This is a genomic window from Halomonas sp. M4R1S46 (genome assembly GCF_025725685.1).
In the GTDB taxonomy this organism is placed as follows: domain Bacteria; phylum Pseudomonadota; class Gammaproteobacteria; order Pseudomonadales; family Halomonadaceae; genus Halomonas.
Genome location: NZ_CP107008.1, coordinates 625,971 through 649,526, shown reverse-complemented (window position 1 = coordinate 649,526; position 23,556 = coordinate 625,971). Strand labels below are relative to the sequence as shown.

General features: G+C 70.8%; 22 protein-coding genes. 11 read left to right on the top strand and 11 right to left on the bottom strand.

Annotated features, from left to right (window positions below; genetic code table 11):
• The first annotated feature begins 173 nt into the window (after window positions 1-173).
• Entirely contained in the window at window positions 174-1,607 is a 1,434-nt protein-coding gene (mltF, locus tag OCT48_RS03065; protein WP_263591281.1) for a membrane-bound lytic murein transglycosylase MltF, read from the top strand.
• Window positions 1,608-1,801: 194 nt separating this feature from the next.
• Window positions 1,802-3,286, top strand: coding sequence for a cysteine synthase A (gene cysK, locus OCT48_RS03060; protein ID WP_263591280.1), 1,485 nt, complete (start codon window positions 1,802-1,804; stop codon window positions 3,284-3,286).
• 91 nt (window positions 3,287-3,377) lie between these two features.
• On the opposite strand, the gene OCT48_RS03055 is transcribed toward cysK, so the two are convergent.
• A complete protein-coding gene (locus OCT48_RS03055) occupies window positions 3,378-3,995 on the bottom strand; it encodes a LysE/ArgO family amino acid transporter (protein WP_263591279.1) in 618 nt (205 codons plus the stop codon).
• 89 nt (window positions 3,996-4,084) lie between these two features.
• Here OCT48_RS03055 and OCT48_RS03050 point away from each other — a divergent pair, with 89 nt between their 5' ends.
• Window positions 4,085-4,954, top strand: a complete 870-nt coding sequence (locus OCT48_RS03050; RefSeq protein ID WP_263591278.1) for a LysR family transcriptional regulator ArgP — start codon at window positions 4,085-4,087, stop codon at window positions 4,952-4,954.
• Between the two features lie 86 nt (window positions 4,955-5,040).
• Here OCT48_RS03050 and OCT48_RS03045 read toward each other — a convergent pair whose 3' ends face one another.
• Complete coding sequence (locus OCT48_RS03045) at window positions 5,041-6,426, bottom strand: GGDEF domain-containing protein (protein WP_263591277.1); 1,386 nt, start codon at window positions 6,424-6,426, stop codon at window positions 5,041-5,043.
• A 259-nt stretch (window positions 6,427-6,685) separates the two neighbouring features.
• Here OCT48_RS03045 and OCT48_RS03040 point away from each other — a divergent pair, with 259 nt between their 5' ends.
• Window positions 6,686-6,997, top strand: a complete 312-nt coding sequence (locus tag OCT48_RS03040; RefSeq protein ID WP_263591276.1) for a hypothetical protein — start codon at window positions 6,686-6,688, stop codon at window positions 6,995-6,997.
• A 461-nt stretch (window positions 6,998-7,458) separates the two neighbouring features.
• Here OCT48_RS03040 and OCT48_RS03035 read toward each other — a convergent pair whose 3' ends face one another.
• Window positions 7,459-8,334, bottom strand: coding sequence for a PhzF family phenazine biosynthesis protein (locus OCT48_RS03035; protein ID WP_263591275.1), 876 nt, complete (start codon window positions 8,332-8,334; stop codon window positions 7,459-7,461).
• Between the two features lie 97 nt (window positions 8,335-8,431).
• Between OCT48_RS03035 and OCT48_RS19485 the strand changes: the two genes are divergently transcribed.
• Window positions 8,432-8,737 (top strand): LysR family transcriptional regulator, encoded by a 306-nt coding sequence (locus OCT48_RS19485; protein WP_318152558.1) that lies wholly within the window; start codon window positions 8,432-8,434, stop codon window positions 8,735-8,737.
• Here OCT48_RS19485 and OCT48_RS03025 read toward each other — a convergent pair.
• On the bottom strand, window positions 8,694-9,251 hold the full coding sequence (locus tag OCT48_RS03025) for a hypothetical protein (RefSeq protein WP_263591274.1): 558 nt from the start codon (window positions 9,249-9,251) through the stop codon (window positions 8,694-8,696). The genes OCT48_RS19485 and OCT48_RS03025 overlap by 44 nt on opposite strands.
• Before the next feature lie 323 nt (window positions 9,252-9,574).
• Between OCT48_RS03025 and OCT48_RS03020 the strand changes: the two genes are divergently transcribed.
• The 3 genes from OCT48_RS03020 to OCT48_RS03010 all read left to right on the top strand — a co-directional run bounded on the left by OCT48_RS03020 (window position 9,575) and on the right by OCT48_RS03010 (window position 11,388).
• On the top strand, window positions 9,575-9,901 hold the full coding sequence (locus tag OCT48_RS03020) for a hypothetical protein (protein ID WP_263591273.1): 327 nt from the start codon (window positions 9,575-9,577) through the stop codon (window positions 9,899-9,901).
• 161 nt (window positions 9,902-10,062) lie between these two features.
• Window positions 10,063-10,326: a hypothetical protein gene (locus tag OCT48_RS03015; RefSeq protein ID WP_263591272.1), complete on the top strand. Its 264-nt coding sequence runs from the start codon at window positions 10,063-10,065 to the stop codon at window positions 10,324-10,326.
• Between the two features lie 174 nt (window positions 10,327-10,500).
• The gene (locus OCT48_RS03010) at window positions 10,501-11,388 is read left to right on the top strand and encodes a S66 peptidase family protein (protein ID WP_263591271.1); all 888 of its coding nucleotides are present in this window, start codon (window positions 10,501-10,503) and stop codon (window positions 11,386-11,388) included.
• Between the two features lie 240 nt (window positions 11,389-11,628).
• Here OCT48_RS03010 and ftsH read toward each other — a convergent pair whose 3' ends face one another.
• Window positions 11,629-13,617: an ATP-dependent zinc metalloprotease FtsH gene (ftsH, locus tag OCT48_RS03005; protein WP_263591270.1), complete on the bottom strand. Its 1,989-nt coding sequence runs from the start codon at window positions 13,615-13,617 to the stop codon at window positions 11,629-11,631.
• A 252-nt stretch (window positions 13,618-13,869) separates the two neighbouring features.
• Between ftsH and OCT48_RS03000 the strand changes: the two genes are divergently transcribed.
• Both OCT48_RS03000 and OCT48_RS02995 read left to right on the top strand, forming a co-directional pair.
• Window positions 13,870-14,799, top strand: a complete 930-nt coding sequence (locus tag OCT48_RS03000; protein ID WP_263591269.1) for an aldo/keto reductase — start codon at window positions 13,870-13,872, stop codon at window positions 14,797-14,799.
• Between the two features lie 12 nt (window positions 14,800-14,811).
• On the top strand, window positions 14,812-15,483 hold the full coding sequence (locus OCT48_RS02995) for a DUF6064 family protein (protein WP_263591268.1): 672 nt from the start codon (window positions 14,812-14,814) through the stop codon (window positions 15,481-15,483).
• 62 nt (window positions 15,484-15,545) lie between these two features.
• On the opposite strand, the gene OCT48_RS02990 is transcribed toward OCT48_RS02995, so the two are convergent.
• From OCT48_RS02990 to OCT48_RS02965, 6 genes are all read right to left on the bottom strand, one after another.
• A complete protein-coding gene (locus tag OCT48_RS02990; RefSeq protein ID WP_263591267.1) occupies window positions 15,546-16,721 on the bottom strand; it encodes an MFS transporter in 1,176 nt (391 codons plus the stop codon).
• Window positions 16,712-17,686: a GlxA family transcriptional regulator gene (locus OCT48_RS02985; RefSeq protein ID WP_263592566.1), complete on the bottom strand. Its 975-nt coding sequence runs from the start codon at window positions 17,684-17,686 to the stop codon at window positions 16,712-16,714. The genes OCT48_RS02990 and OCT48_RS02985 overlap by 10 nt, the downstream gene beginning before the upstream one ends.
• Window positions 17,611-18,555, bottom strand: coding sequence for an endonuclease/exonuclease/phosphatase family protein (locus OCT48_RS02980; protein ID WP_263591266.1), 945 nt, complete (start codon window positions 18,553-18,555; stop codon window positions 17,611-17,613). The genes OCT48_RS02985 and OCT48_RS02980 overlap by 76 nt, the downstream gene beginning before the upstream one ends.
• Window positions 18,556-18,573: 18 nt before the next feature.
• A complete protein-coding gene (locus OCT48_RS02975) occupies window positions 18,574-19,938 on the bottom strand; it encodes a glutamate--cysteine ligase (protein ID WP_263591265.1) in 1,365 nt (454 codons plus the stop codon).
• A 91-nt stretch (window positions 19,939-20,029) separates the two neighbouring features.
• Window positions 20,030-20,476, bottom strand: a complete 447-nt coding sequence (locus tag OCT48_RS02970; RefSeq protein ID WP_183382687.1) for a DUF6789 family protein — start codon at window positions 20,474-20,476, stop codon at window positions 20,030-20,032.
• An 80-nt stretch (window positions 20,477-20,556) separates the two neighbouring features.
• Window positions 20,557-21,117, bottom strand: coding sequence for a cytochrome P460 family protein (locus OCT48_RS02965; RefSeq protein ID WP_263591264.1), 561 nt, complete (start codon window positions 21,115-21,117; stop codon window positions 20,557-20,559).
• A 524-nt stretch (window positions 21,118-21,641) separates the two neighbouring features.
• Between OCT48_RS02965 and OCT48_RS02960 the strand changes: the two genes are divergently transcribed.
• Window positions 21,642-23,549, top strand: a complete 1,908-nt coding sequence (locus tag OCT48_RS02960) for a fructose-specific PTS transporter subunit EIIC (RefSeq protein WP_263591263.1) — start codon at window positions 21,642-21,644, stop codon at window positions 23,547-23,549.
• Window positions 23,550-23,556 lie beyond the last annotated feature (7 nt).

The window sequence follows — 23,556 nt, the reverse complement described above, 5'->3', positions numbered from 1 at the left end:
AAAAAAAGGGAAATTCTGGGACAGTCGACTTACGACAACTCACGCGATCGCGTACCAGGTGTCCGGCAACCGTCATTCCTGGCCCGGCCGGCGACCGCGGCATGCCGGACTCACGCCCTGCCAACGCTCCGGCCTGTTAGGGTGAAGGGCGAACTCCCCGACGCCGAGAGCCCTTGAGACCGCAACGACGCCTGCTCTACCCGACCCTGGCGGGGCTACTGGCCGCGGCCCTGCTGCTCCTGATGATGACCCAGGCGACACCGCGCCTCGCGCCGCCGGACGAGAGCGGGACGCTGCGGGTGGCCAGCCGCAACGCCGCCACCACCTACTACCTGAACCGCCACCCGCAGGCGGTCGGGCCCGAGCATGACCTGATCCAGCGCTTCGCCGCGGCCCAGGGCTGGCGGGTCGAGTGGGAACTGTTCGAGACCACCGCCGAGGTGCTCGCGGCCCTGGAAGGCGGCGAGGTGCACCTGGCCGCCGCCGGCCTGACCCACCTGCCGTCGCGAGACGCGCGCTTCGCCCGGGGCCCCGCCCATACCGAGATCGTCGAGCAGCTGGTCTGCCACCGCGATGACCGGCCCCTGCCCCGCCGGGTGAGCGAGCTCGCCGAGGTCGAGGTGCGTGTCACCGCCGCCTCCAGCTACTCGGAGCGGCTGCGCAGCCTGGTCAATGCCCACACCGGCTTTCGCTTCCGGGAGGACCCGCGCAACACCGAGACCCTGCTGGCGGCGGTGGCCGAGCAGGACGTCGAGTGCACCGTGGCCGACTCCAATATCGTGCGGATGACCCGCCGCCACTTCCCGCACCTGGAGGTGGCGCTCAACCTGACCGCCGGGGAGCCCCTCGGCTGGTACCTGCCCGACGACCAAACGGCGCTCGCCGCGCAGGCCAGGCAGTGGATGGCAAGCGCGGCGGGCGAGACGGCCCGAGCGGCCATGCGCCAGCGCTACTACAGCCATATCGGCGAATTCGACTTCGTCGACCTGCGGGCCCTCAACCGGCGCATCGACGAGCGCCTGCCGCGCTTTCTCGAGCTCTTCCTCGCCGCCGAGGCCAGGACCGGCATGCCGGCGGACCTGCTGGCCGCCCTCGCCTATCAGGAGTCCCACTGGGACCCCGCGGCCGTCTCGCCCACCGGGGTGCGCGGCATCATGATGCTGACCCGCAACACCGCCGCCTCCCTCGGGGTGGACAACCGGCTGGACCCGGCGGCGGCCATCGATGGCGGCGCCCGTTACCTCGCCGACCGTCACCGCCGCCTGCCCGACAGCATCCCCGAGCCGGATCGCACCTACCTGGCGCTGGCCAGCTACAACATCGGCCGCGGCCACCTGCTGGATGCCCGGGAACTGGCCCGGGAGCTCGGCAAGGACCCGGATTCCTGGGCAGACATGAAGGAGGTGCTGCCGCTCAAGGCCGATCGCCGCTACTACCCGCGCACCCGCTACGGCTATGCCCGGGGCTACGAGCCGGTGCACTACGTGGACCGGATCCGCAATTATCTCGACGTGATCGGCGCCGCCCTGGACGCCGAGCGCTCCCCGCCGGGTACCGCGACGCCGTCCCGGACCGGGATCCTCGAGGGCCCGGCCCCCGCCGGCTGACGGCTGCCCATGGGGCGGGACAGGCCGCCTCCCGCGCGTTGAACGCCAGGAGGCGTACCGATTCCTCGAAGACAGCGACCGCCGCAACGCGGCCCGTGCGGCGGGTTCGCCTCGGCCTCGATTCAGCCGAACAGCCTATGGCAAGGCCCACCCGGCCTTCATACAGTGAGCGTGACGTCCGGGGAGCCCTCGCCATGAGCCATCGCTACCAGAGCATCCTCGAGACGATCGGCAATACCCCGGTGGTGCGCATCAACAACCTCGCCCCGCCGGGGGTGTCGCTGTTCGTCAAGATCGAGGCCTTCAACCCCATGGGGTCGGTCAAGGACCGCCTGGCGCTCGGCGTCATCGAGGACGCCGAGCGCCGCGGCGACCTGTCGCCGGGGCAGACGGTGGTCGAGGCCACCAGCGGCAACACCGGCATCGGCCTGGCCATGGTCTGCGCCCAGAAGGGCTATCCGCTGGTGGTGACCATGGCGGAGAACTTCAGCGTCGAGCGGCGCAAGCTGATGCGCTTCCTCGGCGCCCGGGTGGTGCTGACCCCGGCCTCGGAGAAGGGCTCGGGCATGGTCGCCAAGGCCCGCGAGCTCGCCGAGAAGCATGGCTGGTGGCAGTCCCGGCAGTTCGAGAACCCGGCCAACGCGGCGATCCACGAGCGGACCACCGCCGTCGAGATCCTTCGCGACTTCGCCGACCTGCCCCTGGACTACTGGGTGACCGGCTTCGGTACCGGCGGCACCCTGAGCGGTGTCTCCCGGGTCCTCAAGCGCGAGAGCCCCCGCACCCGCATCGTGGTCTGCGAGCCCGACAACGCCGCCATCCTGGCCAGCGGCATCCCCCAGGCACGCCTCCCCGACGGCGGCCACGCCCAGAGCCACTCGCAGTTCCGGCCCCACCTGATGCAGGGCTGGACGCCGGACTTCATCCCGCAACTGGTGGAACCGGTGCTTGCGGAGCATCGCATCGACGAGTACCTGGCCATCAACGGCAAGGACGCCCTGCGCTGCGCCCGGGACCTGGCCAGCCGGGAAGGGATCTTCGTCGGCATCTCCGCCGGCGCCACCTTCGCCGGGGCGCTGCAGGTGGCCGAGCGGTCCCCGTCAGGCACCACCCTGCTGTGCATGCTGCCCGACACCGGCGAGCGCTACCTGTCCACGCCGCTGTTCGAGGACGTGCCCGTCGAGATGACCGAGGAGGAGACCCTGTTGTCCTGCTCGACCCCCGGCTATCGCTTCGACACCGCCGCTCCGGCGCCCGCCGCGGCGGCACCGGCGCCGGCCACCGACGCCGAGGCGGAGGCCGAGGTCGACCGGCTGATCGGCGATCCCCACCAGCCGGTGGTGATGTTCGCCCTGGAGTGGTGCGAGTTCTGCTGGTCGGTCCGCAAGCTGCTGCGCCACTACGCCATCCCCTACGAGAGCGTCGACCTGGATGCCGTGGAGTACCAGCAGGACAACCTGGGCGGCCGGATCCGGGCGGTGCTGCGGGCCCGCACCGGCGTGCTGACGCTGCCGCAGATCTTCATCGGCGGCGAGTTCGTGGGTGGTTGCACCGAGCTGTTCGACGAGTGCCAGGACGAGCGCCTCTTCGCGCGCCTGACGGCGCTGCAGGTCCCCCACGACGCCAGCCAGCCGATCGATCCCTACGGCCTGCTGCCGGGCTGGCTGCACCCGCGCTGAGCGCCGGCATCCGTCCTCGGGGCCCGCAGCATCGCCCGATAGCGCCCTGGCGAGCCGGCTCGGGCATGGAGGGGCCCGGCACGTGGCCCGGTCAGGCCAGCCCGCCGAACTCGCCGCCGGCCAGCTGCACGGCGATGACCGCCATCATCACCCCGATGCCGCCGTCGATCACCCGCCAGGCCCGCGGCCGCGACAGCCAGGGCGAGAGCAGCGCCCCGCCCCAGGCGAGCAGGCTGAACCACAGGATGGAGGCGCTGCCGGCGCCGGCCACGAAGGCCCCCGCGCTGTCCTGCTGGGCGCCCACCGAGGGGATCAGCAGCAGGGTATCCAGGTACACCTGGGGATTGAGCACGGTGACGGCGAGGGTGGCCAGCACCACCCGGGTGACGCTGCGGCCCCGGGCCTCGGCGACGGCCAGCCCCTGGCGCCCGGCGGTGGCGCGATACAGCGCCTGGAGGGCCAACCAGCCGAGAAACGCCACTCCCAGCCAGCGCAGCGCCTCCAGGGCGCCGGGCAACGTCAGCAGCAAGGCACTCATGCCGAACATCCCGGCGGAGACCAGCAGCAGGTCGCTGCCCATGCACAGCCCGGCGGACCACCAGTGATGCTCGCGCCGCACGGCGAGCCCCAGCACGTAGGCGTTCTGGGCGCCGATGGCGACGATGATGCCACCGCACACCACCAGCCCGGTCAGGTAACTCTCCAGCATCGGTCGTCCTCCCTGAGGTGAGGAGGCCAGCCTAGCGGCGAGTCGTTATACTGAAAAATCATCCTCCTAATGCTGCATCAGATATTCTTATGCTCGACTACAAGCTGCTCGAGGCGCTGGCCACGGTGATCGAATGCGGCGGCTTCGAGCGCGCCGGGGACGCGCTCGGCCTCTCGCAGTCGGCGGTCTCCCAGCGTATCAAGGCCCTGGAGATCCGCCTCGGCCAGCCGGTGCTGATCCGTCACCCCCACCTCGAGCCCACCCCGGCGGGACGGCGGCTGCTCAACCATCACCAGCAGGTCCGGCTGCTGGAACGCGACTTGCGCGCCGCCCTGCCGACCCTCGAGGCCGCCTCGCCGCGGCTGCGCATCGCCCTCAATGCCGACAGCCTGGCGACCTGGTGGGCCGAGGCCGTGAGCGCGTTCTGCCGAGACGAGGGGCTGCTGCTCGACCTGGTGATCGAGGACCAGGACGTGGGGCTCAAGCGCCTGCGCGACGGCGACGTGGCCGCCTGCCTGTGCGCCAGCGACCAGCCGATCGCCGGCGCCCGCTGCGTGCCGCTGGGCACCATGGTCTATCATCCCTACGCCACCCCGGCCTATATCGCCCGCTACTTCCCCGAGGGGCCCACGGAGGCGGCCTTCCGCCAGGCCCCGGCGATCGTCTACGGCCCCCACGACCAGCTCCAGCACCGCTTCCTCGCCCAGTGCGGCTATCACGGCGCCTTCCCCCACCACCTCTGCCCGTCCTCGGAGGGCTTCGTGCGGCTCGCCGCCGGCGGCATCGGCTACGGCATGATGCCGCAGCTGCAGGTGGCCTCGCTGGTGGCCGAAGGCCGGCTGGCGAGCCTCGCCCCGGAGCGCTCCCTGGCGGTGCCGCTGTACTGGCACTTCTGGCGCCACAGCGGTGAGCTGCTGGAGCGGCTGACCCGGGTCCTGGGCGATATCGAGCTGCGCTAGCGCCGGACGCTGCCGGCTCCAACGGGGGAACAAGCCCCCACCGGCCCCGCCGGCCCGGTACCCCGAGGGCGCTCCGGGCCGGCGGGTCAGTCGTGGGCCGGCCGGGGCGGGATGAGCCCCGTCGCCGGGGTCCCGGCGGCCTCGGCGCCCCCGGCCCAGGCGCGCTTGCGGGCCTTGCGGGCGAGCATGCGCGACTCGGCCTGCTCCAACAGCGTGGACAGCCCGGCGGGGTCGTCCGGGGCGATGAGCGCCTCGCCCTGGCTGTAGTCGATGACGAAGGGCTGGCCGGGCCGGGCATTGAGGGCCTGGCGCTCTCCCTCGAGCCGGGTCAGCAGGCCCGTCAGGTGTCCCGGATGAATGAGCATCAGCACGGCGAACTCGTCGCCGCCGAGACGGGCCACGATGTCGCTCTCGCGGGTGTGGGAGGCCAGCAGCCCGGCGAAGTCGGCGATCAGCCGCGTGCCGGCCTCGTAGCCCAGCTCGTCGTTGACCCGCTTGACGCCGTCGAGATCGAAGTAGAGCAGCGACAGGGGTTCGCACTCCCGCCGTGCCAGGCGGCGCAGCTGCTCGCCCAGCACCGCGAAGGCATGCCGGTTGTAGACACCGGTCATCGGGTCGCTCAGCGAGAGCTCGCGCAGGCGCGCCTCCAGGCGAGCGTTCCATCCACCCATCAGCAGCACCGTGACCAGCAGCAGGATCGCCAGCGAGGCCGCCGTGAGCGCCGCCGCCAGGGGGCTGAGCGACGTCGGCGCCAGCCGGCTCGCCAGGGCCACGATGAGGAAGGGCAACAGCACCACCAGCGGCCAGCCGCGACGCAGCAGGCTACCGGCGCGGCCCGGCAGCGCCAGCGGCGAGAAGAGCCCCGCCCGAGCCTGGTAAGCCAGCTGGGCCAGGGTGAGCATCGCAAGGCCGGCCAGGGTGTGCAGGGCCAGGGGCGGGCCGGCGTCGGGGGCGAAGATCCCCAGGGCCGTGAACAGCCGGGCGCCGCCGAGGGTCAGCACCAGCGCCAGCTGTGCCACCAGCAGGGCGTCCCGCAGCCCCACCGCCGCCCGGGCCAGCAGCAGGGTCAGGCTCGCCAGCAGCAGGTGGACGGCGACCGGCCACGCCATGCGCACGGGATCCGTAGCCAGCAGACCCTCGCCCCAGAGGCCCGTCCCGGCCAGGTGGCCGATCAGCGCCAGGCCCGCGAGGCCCAGGGCGACGCCACCCCCCAGGTAGCGGACCGAGCGGTGCGTGACGATCCGCCGGGCGAGCCCCAGCTGGCCGAGCGCCAGCAGCAGGCAGGCCGCCGCGGTGCTGGCCGGCATCAGCGCCCAGCCCGATGGCAGCCAGCGACCGAGCGGTGCGATCCCCCAGCCGAGCAGCACCATGCCCGCCAGGATCGCTACCATTACCGAGAGGGCCGCCTGGAGTCCCGACAGCCGGCCGATCCGGCCCGCCTTCATCGCACCAATCGTGTCGTCTTCACGCACCTCGATCTCCCTTATGTGTTGATCCGCGTCCCTGCGGGGCCCCGGGCTCGCGCTCGGGGGCGTGGGACGTGGCCGACCAGCGACGGCCACGCCTGCGGTGTGCAATCAGTTAAGCGAAAACCCTTGACCCGCGCAACGCTGCGGCACGGTACGCCTGCGCGAATCGGCGAAATCGGGTAGCATGATCGGGCAACATCTTCAGATTACGGAGCAGCAACGACGATCGAGCATTCATTCCAAACCAGCGCCGGAGGTTCGTATGAGAGTCTACAAACCCGAGTGGCAGTGCACGTTTAGCGTGAACGAAGGTGCGGAAGAATCGGCCAACTGGAAGGAACGGCTCGCCTGGCAGCTGCGGGCGTTCGCCGACCGGCTGGAAGGGAGCGGAAGAACGCTCAGGATCGACTGCAACGTCACACCGGAAGTCAGCCGCGAAGAGGTGGATACCTGCCTGGGCAAGGGCTTCGCCGTGACCCAGGGCCTGCTCACCCAGCTCGCCCACCAGGCCGCCTGCGAGGACGTCATGCGTGACGCCAAGGCCGAACTGTTCGAGGAAGACCCGCAGTATTGAGGGTCGCGATGCCCTGGTATTCGCCCTCACCGCACCCCACTGCGCCCCTGGCCAGTGGGGTGTTTTGCGTCTGCAGGCCGCTGTAATAGCCCGCTCGATTTCCTCCATCGAACGTTTTCATGACCCGCCGCGCCCGGCTCAACCAGGGGCGGCCCGGCATGCCGTGGCCTCCCAGGAGCACGGCGTCACCAAACCTTCATGCTGCAACGCAGCATGAAGCGACTATACTGGAAGAGTCTCCCCCAAGGAGGACCGCCATGATGCCGTCCACCGCTACCCCGTTCGACGCCTATGTCCTCAAGTGCTGGGCCGAGTTCGCGCTCCAGCAGACCGCTGCCCGGGAGGCCATCGCGCCCTACCTCGACTGACGCGACACCTCGCCGCCCCACTGCCGTCCCGGCGCCAGGCATCGGGTGCATCGGACTTCGCCTTCATCGGATCTCGGCCCGCCGTGGCGCGGCTCACCCAAGTGGCGCCGAGCGCGGCGCGTCGTCCGACGTCGGCTCGAGGTCCACCGCCGTGCCGGTCACCACGATCCCGCCGCTGGACGGCACCGTCACCTCGAGCCGGCTCGGCCGTCCCATGGCCTCGCCCTGCAGGATCGTCAGCCGGGTGGGCGTGTCGATCGATCCCGCCGCACGCAGGTAGCCGCCCAGCGCCGCCGCCGCGGCGCCGGTCGCCGGGTCCTCCACCACCCCGCCCACCGGGAAGGGATCCCGGGCGTGGAAGCGGCTCGCCGACTCGCGCCACACCAGCTGCAGGGTGGTGAGGTGCTCGCGTTGCATCAGCGCCTTGAGCGCCGGGAAATCGTAGTGCAGCTCATCGAGACGCGACTTCGAGGCCACGGCCAGCACCAGGTGCCAGGCCCCGGCATAGGCCTGTGCGGGCGGCAGGGCCGGGTCCAGCTCGTGGGCCTGCCAGCCGAGGCTTGCCAGGGCGGCCTCGACCAGTTCGGGCGCGGCGCTCCGCACCGCCGGCGCCACCGAGACCAGCGAGGCCCGCCAGTCATCGCCGTCCTGCTCCACCGTGACCGGCACCTCACCGACCGACGTTACCAGCCGATAGGTCCCCGCGCCCTCGAGGCGCCCCAACAGCACGCCGGCGGCCACGGTGGCATGGCCGCAGAAGCTGACCTCGGCCTCGGGGCTGTAGTAGCGCACCTGGCGGGTCTCGCCATGGCGTGGCGCGAGGAAGGCGGTCTCGGAATAGCCCACCTCGGCGGCGATGCGCCGCATGGTGCCGGGATCGGGCAGGGTCTCGCCCAGCCAGACGCCGGCCGGATTGCCGCCCCGCGGGTCGCGGGTGAAGGCGGAGAGACGGTAGAGGGTGCCGGTCATGGGAGGTCTCCTGATCGGGGGATACCTCGCATTCTGGGCTTAGCGGGGGTAATCACAACATATCATTGCTCGCCCCTAGGCTTATCAGGAGTAAGCCATGTCGCCCTCCCCTCGCCTGCCACTGACCACCCTGCGCGCCTTCGAGGCGGCGGCCCGGCGGGGCAGCTTCAGCGCCGCCGCCGAGGAGCTGCATGTCACGGCCGCGTCCGTCAGCCCCCGCATCGAGACCCTGGCGCCGCTGCGCCGGGCCATGGACACGGCGCCGCCCGTCGGGACGACGCTGTACCGCCATCATAGACAGGCGCCAGGCCGCCCGGCCCGCCGCTGCAAGGGGAACGGGGTAGGGGGCCGTCGCCGGCTCAGTCCCCCTCAGGCTCGTCCCGAGCCCCCACGGGCACCATGATGTGCTGGTAGTCGGTACCCTCCCACATCACATAGGGGCCCCCGTTGTCGGGGTCCGTGGGCATGCCTTCCAGCAGTTCTGGCGGTGCGATGACCATCAGGTGGGGGCCCTCCACGACCCACTGGTTGTCATCGGTTTCCTGCATGGCATAAGGGTCGATGTTGCTGGCTCCCTCGTCGCCCTGCAGCATGTAGGCGATGCCCAGCCGGTCGGCGGTGAAGGGCTCCTCGTTCTGCCAGGCCTTGGCCCAGGCCAGCCATACCTCGTCCAGGCACATGGGCGCATTGCCCGCCAGGTCCGGCGGGGACGGCATGCAGGTATAACCGTTGCTGCCCTCCTGCAGCACCTTGCCCTCCCAGTCGACCACCGTGGCGCCCTCGACCATGCCCGGCCAGGTGGCGCTGAGCGCCTCCTGCAACTTGTCCGACTGGGCCGCCGCCGAGCCGGCCATCACCAGGCTCGCTCCCGCGGCGGCCAGGCCGATGGCCCCGCGCCAGGAAATACGTGTTCTCATCGTCCACCCTCCACTCAGCAGGACCGACCGCCGCCGCGTGACAGGCTCCCACCACCACCCGGCTTGCCGGCCCCGGGAATCGACACCTCTGCCCGCAGCCACACACTCTGCTGCCTGTCATTCAAGTCGAGCGGTGGGGTTTGCTCCACTCGCGACCGAAAGAAACCGAGGATTCGGGAGGCATTTCAGCCGCCCGACAGCAGAAATCTCATGACGGTGGTGGCCACCGGTTCCCCGCCGGCGCCTGCGGCATGCGACACTCCCTCCCGAGCTGACACGGCCGTGGCGGACAACAGCCTGTAGCGTCACCGGCGGCGGACTACGTGATCCCACCCGACTCGGCCGTCGAGCGCATGGGCGTCCACGGCATCGACGCCGACAGCGAGGAGTTCCATGGCCAGCCGTTCACCCGCACCTTCGTGTACGGCTACGACGCCGGCAGGCTGATCTTCCTCGAACCGATGATCGCCCTGGACTACCTGCGGTCGCGGCCAGATGCCACCCTGCCGGTGAAGACACCGGCCGCCTACACCAACCCCGGCTACTATCTCGGCCACTATCGCGTGGCCTACGCGCCCGCCACCGACGAGTACCGGGTCGAGCTGCTCGATCTACGCCCCTTCCCGGCGAGCCCGGCCAAGACCCTCTAACCCAGGCCCCAACCGCGGGGCGGTTGCAGGCCCGCCCCCTTCGGCTCGGCCGGAGGGGGCGAGCGTTTGTCAGCGCCCCGCGATTGAGATTGACGCACCTGCGACATCGCACTATTCACAGAACATGAGGGCCATACAGAGAGTGCGAAATGGATGTCTCGATGAGCAGCCGCGAGCTGCCGGAGCCGCTGGAGGACCAGCGGCTCACGTCCCCCGACCTTCCCCCTGCCTGCATCGGCTTCGACACCTCCCTGTCCTGCCGCCTGGCCCAGGCCAAGACCCGCCTCGACCGTCTGGAGCATGACCACCGGTCCCGGGACCATAGCGCCCTGGCGACGGCACGGGTGGAGTTCTCCCTGGCCGCCCGGGCGCTGGCCGATGCCCTGATCGCCCGAGGGGTCCACACCCACCGGGACACCGACTGAGCGCCCCTCCCCCGCCGCCGGGGCGCCGCCCGCGGCCGGGTGTCATGACGTGGCCGGCAAGCGCGTGCCCCGGCAGGGATTGCCCGCCGGGAGCGCGGCGCGGGCGTGACAGCCGGCGCCATCCTGCCGACAATGCCCTCCTGTCCACTCCGCTCGCCACAGGACCCCATTGCCATGTCGCTCGCCGTCAGCCTGATCGCGCCCTCGTCCTATACCGCCCCGGAGGCCGTGACCGCCGGCATCCGCGGCCTGGAGTCCCTGGGCGTCGAGGTGCGTGTCGAGGAGCCGCTCCAGGCGCCGGAGCGCTACCTGGCGGCCAGCCGTGAGCGGCGCCTGGCCCAGCTGCATGCCGCCTACGCCGACCCCGGGACCCAGGCGGTGTGGGCGGTGCGCGGCGGCTATGGCGCCGCCCAGCTGGTGGCGGAGATCGACTGGAGCCGCCTGGCACACCACCCCAAGCCGCTGATCGGCTATTCCGACGTGACCGTGCTGCTCGACCAGTGCCGTCGCCATGGGCTGCCGGCCATCCATGGGCCGGTGGCCAAGGCCGCGGGGGGCCTGTTCGACGCCGACGAGGCCTCGCGGGAGGTGATCCGCCGCCAGTTCGAGGAGACCCTGGCACTGCTCCGCGGACCCGCGCCCCTCGACTACCCGCTGACCGCCCACCGGCCGGCGCCGCCGAGCCTGCAGGGGCCGGTGGTGGGCGGCAACCTGGCCACCCTGGCGAGCCTCGTCGGCACGCCGGCCGCCTTCCGGGCACCGCCCGGCGCGCTGGTGATCCTCGAGGACGTGGGCGAGCCCTACTACCGCCTGGAGCGCACCCTGTGGCAGCTGGTGCATGCCGGGGCCCTGGACGAGGCCGCGGCGGTGTGCCTGGGCACCTTCGAGGGCTGCACACCCCATGGCGAGACGACCCTGGAGGCCATCGTCGCCAAGACCCTCGCCCCCCTCGCGCTGCCGCTGTTCACTGGCCTGCCCATCGGCCACGGCCTGCACAACCGCCCCTGGCGCTATGGGGCCACCGGGCGCATCGAGAAAGGCTGCCTGCGCATCGCGACATGACGCCCGCCTGGCGGGGCACCCTGCATCGCTCGGGGCGAGCTCGCCGACAGTGCCGGCGACATCTCCGCCGCTGGCGTCAGTCGTCCGGCTCTTTCCCCCAAAGGGGCGGGCGGGTGCCTTGCCCAGAATCCGTTCCAGCACATCGTTCAGGGTGCAGGGATCGTCGTCGAAGCCGCCATGGCCAAGGCTCGCACTGCGCCGGGAAGCCCCCCCCTCGCGGAAGTGCGCCCTCGCGCCGCCTCAGGCGTCGCCCCCCTTGGACGCGGACGCATCCCGGCGGGCGCGGCGCTCAGGCGCCTCGCCGGCAGCGCCGGGGAGATGCGCCTCGAGCAGCTCATGGATCTCCCCGAACTCGAGGGTCTCGCGACGCTCCAGCGCCTCGGCCAGGGCGTCCAGGGCCTCGCGGTGATGCTCGAGCAGTTCCCGGCCACGCGACTCGACATCGGTCAGCAGCCGGCGGATTTCCGCGTCCACCAGGCTGGCGGTCTCCTCGCTGTGCTCCCGGGGCTGCGAGATCTCCTTGCCGAGGAAGACATGCTCCTGGCTCTGGGTGAACACCACCGGGCCGACCCGCTCGCTCATGCCCCAGCGAGCCACCATGCGCCGGGCCAGCTTGGTGGCCTGATCGAGGTCGTCCTGGGCGCCGCTGCTGACCTCGCCGAAGACGATGGCCTCGGCCAGCCGACCGCCGTACATCACGGTCAGGCGATCGCGCAGGTAGGCCTCCCCATAGGTGAAGCGCTCCTCGTCCGGCACCTGAGCGGTGACCCCGAGGGCCTGCCCGCGGGGCAGCACGGTCACCTTCTCGAGGGGGTCGGCCTGGGGCAGCAGGTAGGCCAGCAGGGCATGCCCGGACTCGTGATAGGCCACCCGGTGGCGCTCGGCCTCGGACAGGGCGACATCCTTGGCCTCGCCCAGCAGCACGCGATCGCGGGCATTCGAGAAGCAGGCCCAGTCGATGATCTCCCGCTCCCGGCGCCCGGCCAACAGTGCGGCCTCGTTGGCCAGGTTGGCCAGGTCCGCCCCGGAGAAGCCGGTGGTGATGGCGGCCAGCCGCGCCAGGTCGACGTCGTCGGCCAGCGGCATGTCGCGGGTGTGGACCCCGAGGATCGCCTCCCGGGCCTGGCGGTGGGGCATCTCCAGGACGATCTTGCGATCGAAGCGCCCCGGGCGCAGCAGCGCCGAGTCGAGCACGTCGGGGCGGTTGGTGGCGGAGAGCACCACCACCGAATGGTGCGACTCGAAGCCGTCCATCTCGGAGAGGATCTGGTTCAGGGTCTGCTCGCGCTCGTCGTGGCCGCCGCCCATGCCCGTGCCCCGGGCCCGGCCGATCGAGTCCAGTTCGTCGATGAAGATCACCGACGGGGCCTGCTCCTTGGCCTTCTTGAACAGGTCGCGGACCCGGGCGGCGCCCACCCCCACGAACATCTCGATGAACTCGGAGCCGCTGATGCTGAAGAAGGGCACCCCGGCCTCGCCGGCCACCGCCTTGGCCATCAGGGTCTTGCCGGTCCCCGGCGGGCCCATCATCAGGATCCCGTGGGGCACCTTGGCGCCCAGGGCGCGATAGCGCTCGGGCTGTTTGAGGAAGTCCACCACCTCGAAGATGTCGCGCTTGGCGTTCTCCGAGCCCGCCACGTCCCCCATGCGCACCTCGCTTTCCTCGGCCTGGATCTGGCGCGCCCGGGACTGGCCGATGCCGAAGGGCCCGCCGCCCGACATCAGGCGCTGCTGCATGCGGTTCCAGAACCAGAACAGCAGGGCGAGCAGCAGGACCCAGGGCACCACCAGCATCAGCATGCGCTGCCACCAGGAGGGCTCATCCGGGCGGGCGACGATCCTGACCCCGTTGGCCTGCAGGCGATCCAGCAGCTGACGCCCCTCCACGGTCGGCCGGGTGGTGTGGAAGCCCTCGCCGGCGTCGAGGTCGCGCCGCGTGCGGGCCTGCTCGGTGAAGCTGCCCTCCACCGACTGGCCCCTGAGGGTGACCGCCTCGACCTGCCCCTGCTCGACCGCCTCGAGGAACTCGGAGTAGGTCATCTCGACCCGCCCCGGCCGTTGCGTCGCCTCCATGAAGTTCGCGACCACCAGGATGGCGATCGCCATCCACAGGAACAGCAGCCATTGCTGCCGCCGGGGACGCCCCGGCGGGAGGCCGGGCGGGCCCTGCCCGCCCCCCTGGGGCGGACGGTCTTGCGGGGCGTCGGGGGTGCGATCCGGTCTCGCCATGTCGATCTCGCGATGGAGAATGTCGGCGCGGGCGGGGGTCTCGGCGGCAAGCCCCGCCGGCGGTACTACCCCACAACATAGCCCCTGATGTCCGCCTCCACCGTCTCGCCGGCGCATCGGCACCCGGAGCCCTCTCCGCTTGCCCCCATGGCCGACGCCGTGCGAGGCACCCGCGCATCGCCTGCCCCCTCGGGAACCGGGGAAACGCGCCGGGCGTCTACACTGCCCACAGCACGCCACCCGGGAGGGCCCATGTCTCCGGAATCCCACCGCCTGTCGCGTCGCCGCCTGCTCGGCGGTCTGCTGGCCCTCGCCGCCGGCGCGGCCCTGCCCCCCTTCCCCGCCCGCGCAAGCGAGATCCTGACCCGCGAGGTGCCCGCCACCGGCGAGGCCCTGCCGCTGGTGGGGCTCGGCAGCTGGATCACCTTCAACGTCGGCGACGACCCGCTGCTGCTCGAGGAATGCACGGCGGTGATGGCCGCCTTCTTCGCCGGAGGCGGGCGGATGATCGACTCCTCGCCGATGTACGGCTCCTCCCAGGCGACCATCGGCCACGGGCTGGCCACCCTCGACACCGCCGGCCGGGTCTACGCCGCCGACAAGGTCTGGACCTCGAGCCCCGCCGAGGGGCCCGAGCAGGTGGCGGCCTCGCGGCGTGACTGGGGCCTGCCGCGCTTCGACCTGCTGCAGGTGCACAACCTGCTCGCCTGGGAGGCCCACCTGGAGACCCTGCAGGCCATGAAGGCCGCCGGCGAGGTGCGCCATATCGGCATCACCACCTCCCACGGCCGCCGCCACGCGACCCTCGAGCGCATCATGCGCGAGGCCGACATCGACTTCGTGCAGCTCACCTACAACATCGTCGACCGCGAGGCCGAGGCGCGCCTGCTGCCGCTGGCCCGCGAGCGCGGCCTCGGGGTGATCGCCAATCGCCCCTTCCAGCAGAAGCGCCTGATCCGCCGCCTGTCGGGCGAGCCGCTGCCCGGCTGGGCGGCCGAGATCGGCGCCGAGAGCTGGGCACAGGTGATCCTCAAGTTCATCGTCTCCCATTCCGCGGTGAGCTGCGCGATCCCCGCGACCACCCGGGTCGACCACGTGCGCGAGAACCTGGCCGCGGCCCGCGAGCCGCTACCCGACGCCGCGCTGCGCCGGCGCATGGCCGAGCATGTGCGGGCCCTGTAACGGGATGACGCCATGAGCGAATGGTGGACCTACCGGCCCGGGGACCTGCTGATGGTCTCGCTGCGGGTCTACGAGCGGCTGTTCGTGCTGCACAACCAGGCGCTGTGGCCGGCCCAATGGCTCGCCCTGGCCCTCGGCGCCGGCCTGCTGCTGGCGCTGTGGCACCCCGCTGCCGGGCGGCTTCGGCTGGCCCTGCCCGTGCTGGCGGTGGCCTGGGTCTTCGTCGGCTGGGCCTTCCTGTGGCAGCGCTATGCCCCCGTCAACTGGGGCATCCGCTACCTGGTGCCGCTGTTCGCTCTCCAGGCGCTGCTGCTGCTCGTCATGGTCATGGGGCGAGGCGCGCGCGTGCCGGCCTCACGCCGGGGGGCGTCGCGATGGCCGGGCCTGGGGCTGGTCGCCTACGCCGTCTTCGTGCATCCGCTCACCGCCCTGCTGCGTGGCCACGGCCTGGCCGGCGCCGAGGTGATCGGCCTCGCCCCCGACCCGCTGGCCATCGCCACCCTCGGCCTGGCGGTGCTGGTGCAGCCGGCGCGACACGGCTGGGTGCTGCTGGTCATCCCCTCCCTGTGGTGCCTGACCAGTGCCGCCACCCTGCAGCTGCTGGGGGCACCGGGCGCCTGGCTGCCGCTCGCCGCGGTGGTGATCGCCGTGGTGGCCCGGTGTCTGCCGCCGGGCCGAGCATAGGAAGGGGCCGGCAGGGTCCCCGACGATGGGAATGGGGGAGTGGGTACCTGTCCTTCATTGCCTCAGTCCCCAATCTGCGGGCGGCCCCGCAAGGCGAGGTGTCGGGCGCCCAGCAGTGCCAGAGGTACCGTGCACAGCGGGATCATCAAGGCATTGAGTCGTGGCCAGCCCAGGGCGTCGGCGGCGGGGCCTGCCAGTAGCGCGGAGATGGCCACGGTCGAGAACACCAGGAACTCGTTGGTCGCCTGGGTACGGGCCTTCTCGATGGGCCGATGAGCCTCGGTGAGCAGGCCGGTGGCCGGCAGGAAGGTGAAGTTCCACCCCAGGCCCAGCAGGATCAAGCCGGTGTAGAAGCCCGCCAGACCGGCATCGATCTGGGCCACCAGGGCGCTGGCGATCAACAGCAGGCAGCCACCGCCGATCATGCACGAGGCGCCGAAGCGGGCAGTCAGCCGGCCGGTAACGAAGGATGGCAGGAACATCGCCACCACATGCCATTGGATGGTGGTGGCCACATGGTCGAAGGTGTGGCCGGCATCGGCCATGGCCAGCGGCGTGGCGGTCATGGCCAGGTTCATCACGCCATAGCCGACCATGGCGCTGACCACCGCCAGCACGAAGACCGGCTGCTTGACGATCTCGGCCAGGGGGCGGCACTCGCCGACCGCATCGCCCCGGCTGGCCTCGGGCAGGCGGATGAAGGCCAGCAGCGCCAGGGCGCACAGGTACAGGACACCCAGGCCGATGAAGCTACCCAGATAAGGGGTGTCGGCGAGGGCGTGACTGTGGCGAGCCAGCCAGGGACCGAAGAAGGCCGCCAGTACGCCACCGCCCATGACCATGCCGATGGCCCTGTCCCGCCCGCCCGCCGGGGCCGCCTCAACGGCGGCGAAGCGATACAGCTGCCCGAAGCCGATGCCGATGCCGATCAGCCAGGTGGCGACCAGGAACAGCGGGAATTGCTGGCTGTGCAGGGCCGCCACGGCGAGCGCGGCACCGACGAGTCCAAGCAGGTTGCCGAGCACGAAGCCCCGGCGACGCCCTAGGCGGGCCATGATCAGCGAGGCCGGGATGGTGGCGCACATCAGCCCCAGCCACTGGGTCGCCACCGGGGCGGTGGACCAGGCGGGGGCTGGCGCGAGTTGAGCGCCGATCAGCGGCGATACGGCGATCAGCAGGATATTGCCGCTGACCAGCAGGGCCTGGCAGAGCGACAGCAGGGAGACGGTCAGGGGCATGGGATGTCCTCGTGGGAGTGAGACGGGGAAGGATGGGGCGTGGTCGCGAAGCGCTGCCGATAGACCGACGGCGAGACGCCATACTGGCGGTGGAACAGGCGCCGGAGCTGTTCGGCGCCGCCCAGTCGCCATTGCATCGCGAGGCGTTCCAGCGGCGGCGCGGGACGGGCATTCAGCAGGCTCAGGCGCGCCCCCTCCAGACGCAGCCGGGTCAGGTAGGCGCCGGGAGAGGTCTCCAGATAGCGGCGAAACAGCCTCGAGAGGTGGCGGGGGGTGACCGACATCTGGGCCGCCATGCTTTCCAGACTGTGATCGCCGGCGGGGTCGGCATGGAGCCGGCCGACCAGCTCGCGCAACGGACCGGTGGCGCGCTGTTGATGCAGCAATGCCTCACTGAACTGCGCCTGACCACCGGGACGATGCAGGAACATCACCAGTTCCCGGGCGACGCGACCGGCCAGGGCGGCCCCATGGTCGGCCTCGACCAGCGACAGGGCCAGGTCAATGCCGGCGGTGACGCCGGCGCTGGTATAGCGGCCCCCATCCTCTACGTAGAGGGCATCGGGGATGACGCGGAGGCGCGGATACTGCCGGGCCAGGGCGCTGCAGTGACGCCAATGGGTGGTGGCCCGTCGTTCGTCCAGCAATCCCGCTTCCGCCAGCAGGAAGGCACCGCTGCAGATGGCGCCCAGGCGCCTGACATCGGGAGCCAGCTCGCGCAGGCCGTCGATATGGTAACGCTGGCGGCATTGGCTGAAGACGCCACTGCCCCCGGCGGCCAGCAGCGTATCCGGTGCCCCCAGTGCCTCCAGGCCTGCCCAGTCGAGTTCGGCCATCATCACCAGGCCGCCGTTGGTGACCACGCTGCCGGGGGAGCGAGCGACCAGGCTCAGTGCGTAAAGTGTCTGGCCCGAGAGTTCGTTGGCACTCGCGAAGACCTGCCAGGGGCCACAGACATCGAGCACCTGGCAGTCGGGATAGGCGAGCAGCACCACGCGGCGTGCAGGGGGCGATGAAGATGGGGGGGACATCGGGAGCTCCGTGAATCAACGCGACGTCCTCGAGTCTGGAAGAAGGGGGCAGTGTCCTCAATGACCGATATCCCACCGATAGGGACATGCCCGGTGGCCACGAAGGCATCGAACAGGGGGTTGCCCTGGCGCCGGTCGATGTTGAAGTCGCCGAGCACGATCAGGTTCGCCTCCTCGGCGGCGTCCTCCCGCGCGCGGTCGCGGATCTCCCGGGCCACGAAGTGGGCCAGCCGGCGCAGTTCGGGGAGACGCTCGGCCGGCTCATCGCCATAGCGGATATGTGCGCTGAGCAGCGCGAAGTGCTCCCCGTTGGCCTGGAAGCCCACCAGATAGGGCGTGCGATCGAACTGCTCCTGGGGATCGCCATCGGCGGTGGGCGGCAGCACGATCTCGCCGGCCAGCCCCGACGGCGAGATCCGCCGGCGGTCGAACAGGTAGGCCTGGCGCTCCTGGCGGCCCTTGTCCCCCGCGGTGACGTCGGTGAGCATCAGGTCCCAGTGCGGTCCCAGGAAGCGCTCCTGGAGCACCCGCAGCGCCGTCGTCTGCCGCTTGACCTCCTGCAGGGCCACCACGTCGAAGTGGCGGACGATCTCGGCGATGATGGCGAGCCCCCGCAGGTTGCGCTTGGGCGAGTCAGGATTCTCGGTCCAGTCATCGAACAGGTCGCCGAAATCCCGGATGTTCCAGGTGCCGACGATGAAGTTGTCGTCGGTGCACCGCGGTGGAATCCCCGCGCGCGCCAGCCGCCGGCGGAGGCGCACGATGTCCTCGACCACGAAGGCCCGGTATTGCGGATAGATCATCGCAGACCTCGCGACGGTTCATAGGCTGGCGCGTTCGTAGAGGGGGCCGAGATCGCCCCGCCACCGGCCATGGTAGCGCGACCGCCAGTGCTCGGCGGGACTCCGCCCCAGTGCGACGACCGCCTGGAGCGGACGCAGGTAACGCCGCTCGTCCTGCCCCTGGGCGTCCAGGCGGTGGCGTCGCTGGAGGCCGGCCTCGGCCAGGGCCAGGGCGCGCTGCAGGGCCTCGGGGAAGGAGTCGGCCGCATAGACGCCCGCGACCGGGATCCGCTCGCTCTCCGTCAGGCCGTAGCGGGGCAGTTCGTGGCGCAGCTGATTGAGGCGGGCGACGTCGCAATCCGCCACCAGGGCCAGGGCGCCTGCCAGGGCCTGGCGGTCGTAGAGGAGGCCGGTCCAGAAGGCCGCCAGCGCCAGGCTGTACTCCAGGCTCAGGGAGTCGTTGCCCCGCAACTCCAGGTGATCCTTCAGGCGCACGTCGTGCATCAGGGTGTTGAGGTGCGCCTTCCAGTCCTGCAGCGTCGGTCGCTCGTCGGGCAGCTCCGCCAGGGCCCCGCGCATCATGTCGGGGAAGCGGCGCCCGGCGAGGTCGAGGTGCTCGCCGTGGCGCGCCACCGAGTACATCGGCACCGCCAGCGCCCGGTCCACGAACTCGGCGAAGGACAGCGCCGGCGACAACGCCAGCGGGAGGATGCCGCAGCGCGCCGAGTCGGTATGCAGCCAGACGTAATTGCGGTAGGAGGTCAGGGTGCTGTCGCGGCCATCGGCGAAGGGCGAATTGGCCAGGGCCACCATGACCAGCGGCTGCAGCGCCATGGCCACCCGGAACTTGGCGCGCATGTCCTCCTCGCTGCAGAAGTCGAGGTTCAGCTGGAAGGCGCAGGTGCGGGTCATCATGTCCTTGCCGTGCACCCCCACCCTGGGCATGTAGGCGCGCATGATCCGGTAGCGACTCTTGGGCACCCAGCCCATCTCCCTGCGGGTCCACTCCGGCGCAAAGCCCAGGGCCATGACGCCCAGCCCCATCGCCTCGGCGACCTCCGCCAGCTCGCGACGGTAGCCCAGCAGTTCCGCCTGCACGCCGTGCAGGTCCGCCCAGGGCGCTCCGGACAGCTCCAGCTGTCCGGCCGGCTCCAGGGTGATGGCGGCCTCGCCGCGGGTCAGGCCGACGAGTCGCTCCCGCTCCCAGCTCGGCCACCAGCCGAAGCGCTGGAAGGCCTCGAGCACGGCCCGGATGCCCTCCCGCCCCTCATAGGGCAAGGGACGGTGGTCCGCCCGGGTGAACAGGAAGACCTCGTGCTCGACGCCGATCAGGCACCGGTCGACGGCCTTGCAGTGCGCGGCCAGGTCGTCGCAGAGCTGTCGAGCCTCGGTGATCTCCGCCATGCTGTGACCTCCTCGCGGGGCTACACGCAGAAACGCGATTGACCGAATGCCCGCGCAGCGTCACGTCCGACAGGCGCCTGGGGGTGCATACCTAGAGCACGCCTTTCGCCCAGCCGTAGACGGCGCCGATCACCGCGCCGAACACCACATGGGCGAGCAGCATGGACAGCGGCGCCACCAGCCCGAGGCCCAGGCCGAACAGGCCGGACCCCGCCAGGGGGAAGACCGTGACCATCACCACCAGCCAGCTGGCCACGCCGAACTCCAGGCCCCGTCGCGTGGGGGTGCGCCCCGGCAGGTAGGGCACCAGCAAGGCGAACAGCACGCCCCAGATCAGGGTGCCCACCGCGAAGTGGATGCCCCAGGCCAGCATCCGGCTGTCCGGCGTGCCGAGCAGGTCCTGGGCGGCCAGGTTCATGACCTCGATGGGGTCGTACCAGGGGATGATCCCCGCCGCCAGACGCAGGATCAGGATCATCGAGATGACCAGCGTGGCCACGAACCCGGCCATCATCCCTCTTACCAGGCGATTGCCCATGGCGTAACTCCCGACTGCCACTGTGACTTCCAGTGTAGGCGGTCATCCACGGAAACCTCACGGGGGGCCACGGCCGGCCATCACTCGGCTCGTTGCAGTGTCGGGTAGCCCTCCACGAACACCCAGTCGGTCTGCTGCGCCGGGACATGGCAGCCCATGCAGGTGCCTTCGAAGCTCTCGGACACATTCACGCCCGGGTCGTCGGCCTTGAAGAGCGCCCAGCCCCAGCCGTTGCCCCAATGGGGGCCGTCGAACCGCGCCTGGGCGTCCTTGACCATCACGAACCAGACGTGCGGTTCACCGGCCCACAGCGCCGGCCCGGTGGTCTTCTCGGCGGACTCGATACCGCGGATTTCCTTGATGAGCACGGTGCCATCGGCGAACTCGCCGCTGTCCCGGTAGGCCTGGGCGGCCTCGGGCTGGGTGTAGACATCGTGAAAGCCGGCACCCGGGGCCTCGGCGTCATTGACCACCCAGGAGCCCAGATGCACCCAGCTGGCCCGGGCATCCGTCGGGAGCGAGATGGTGCCCTCGCTGTCCACATGGTCCCGGAAGGTCGTCGTCGCCAGATCGGCGGCGAAGGCGGGGGCAGCGGTCAGCGTCAGCAGTGCCGCCAGGCCCAGGGTTCTGGTCGTCGTCATGACCTCGCTCCTCTCGTTCCGGTGCCAGTGTTCAGGTGCCGCTTGGATCGCCTCCGATTGACAGTCTAGGACGACGGATAGACGACTGGACTCCAGATGTCTTTATAGTGCGTCCAGGAGTCTCATGATGGACCGACTCGCCGCCCTGCTTTCCCGCTTTCATCTTGCCGCCAGCGTGTTCAATGCCGGTCCGCTCTGCTACAGCGCCCGCCATCCGGCACAGGCGGGCACCGGCTTCGTTCACGTCCTGACGCGGGGCACCGTTCACCTGGCGCTGGCGGACGTTCCGCCGTCATACCGGCCACTCGCCGCTGGCGTGGCGCCGCGCCGACGCCGAGACGTCGATAGCGTCGAAGGCGCCTGGAAGCGGCGCAGGCAAGCGCCCGACAGCGCCATCTCGCACCCGGGCCGGGGCGGCCCGACCACGTCGAGCATGGCGATGGCGTGGTCCGCGATGAAACGCGCGAGCATCACCAAGGAACAACCGGCTAAGCTCCACACAACAACCAACGACGGGGAGCGCGATGGAGGTTACCAGCCTGATCAGTGCCGATACGATCCGCCTGCGTCTGCAGGGACACACCAAGTCCGAGGTTCTCGACGAGCTGATCGAGGTGCTGGCCAAGGCGGGCAAGCTGATCGATCCGACAGCGTTCAAGGAGGCGATTCTCAAGCGTGAGGCAGAGTTTCCGACCGGCCTCGAGAAGGGCATCGCCATCCCCCATGCCCGCACCGACGCGGTCCGATCACCGGCGATCGCAGTGGGCATCGCGCCGGACGGAATCGACTACGGCTCGCTCGACAGTCAGCCCAGCCGGATCTTCTTCCTGATTGCCGAAACCGAGGCGGTGGACGAGGAGCATCTCGACATCCTCGCCGCGCTGACCCGGCATATGCAGGAGTCGCAGTATATTCAGCGCCTGCTGCAGGCGGGCAGCGCGAACGAGTTGATCGGGCTGCTGGCCGGCGAAGCGCGGAGCGGCAACGCCGTCGAGGCTGCCGCCGACACCGGGCCGGCGGCAGCCGCCGCCCCGCCGATGCCGAGACTGGTGGCGGTGACCGGCTGCCCGACCGGCATCGCGCACACCTATATGGCCGCCGATGCGCTGAACGTCTGTGCCGAACGGATGGAACTGCCGATCCGGGTCGAGACCCGCGGCGCCATCGGCGAGCGGGATCGCCTGACGGAGCAGGAGATCGCCGCCGCCGACGCGGTCGTCATCGCCTCCGATACCCGGGTCGAGATGGAGCGCTTTGCCGGCAAGAAGCTGATCAGGGTGCCGGTACGGGACGCGATTCGCGACCCGCAGGGGCTACTGGAACGGGCCCTGAGCGGTGAGGCGACGGTCTACGCCGGCGAAGGGGACGCCGCCGGGCCGCGGCCGACCGCGACCCGACCGGGCATCTACCAGCACCTGATGAACGGCGTCTCGAACATGCTGCCGTTCGTCGTCGGCGGCGGCATCCTGATCGCGCTCTCCTTCATGTTCGGCGTCGATGCGTTCGACCCGGACAGCCCGAACTACCACCCCCTGGCGGCCGCGCTGATGACCCTGGGCGGCAGCGAAGGCGCCTTCGGCCTGATGATACCGGTGCTGGCCGCCTTCATCGGCATGAGCATCGCCGACCGGCCCGGCTTCATGCCGGCGATGGTCGGCGGCTTCATGGCGGTGCATTCCGGCGGCGGCTTTCTCGGCGGCATGATCGCCGGCCTGCTGGGCGGCTATCTGATGCTGGCCGTCATCCATCTCTGCCGCCATCTGCCACGTAGCCTGCAGGGGGTGGAGACGGTACTGATCTACCCGGTGATCGGCCTGCTGCTGACCGGCGGTCTGATGTACCTGCTGCTGATGCCGCTGGCCGATATCAATAGCGCGCTGGTGGACTGGCTGAATGCGCTCGGCATCGGCAACCTGATCCTGCTGGGCACCTTGCTGGGCGGGCTGATGGCGGTGGACCTCGGCGGGCCGGTCAACAAGGCGGCCTACACCTTCGGCATCGCCGCCATCGCGGCGGGCAACCATCTGCCCCAGGCCGCGGTCATGGCCGGCGGCATGGTGCCGCCGCTGGCGATGGGGCTGGCGACGCTGCTGTTTCGCAGCCGCTTTGGCGCCAACGAGCGGCGTGCCGGCAAGAGCTGCTTCGTGCTCGGCGCCTCCTTCATCACCGAAGGCGCCATCCCGTTTGCCGCCGCCGACCCGCTCCGGGTGCTGCCCGCCTGCATCGTCGGCTCGGCGCTGGCGGGCGGCCTGTCGATGTATTTCGGCTGCCAGCTGCCGGCCCCCCATGGCGGGGTCTTCGTCATCCCGCTGGTCGAACACCCGTTTCACTACCTGTTGGCGATCGCCCTCGGTGCGCTGGTGAGCGCCCTGTTGGTCGGCAGCCTGAAACCGGCCCTCGCCGTCGACGCCCCTCATTCATCGGGCACGTGAGGCGGCC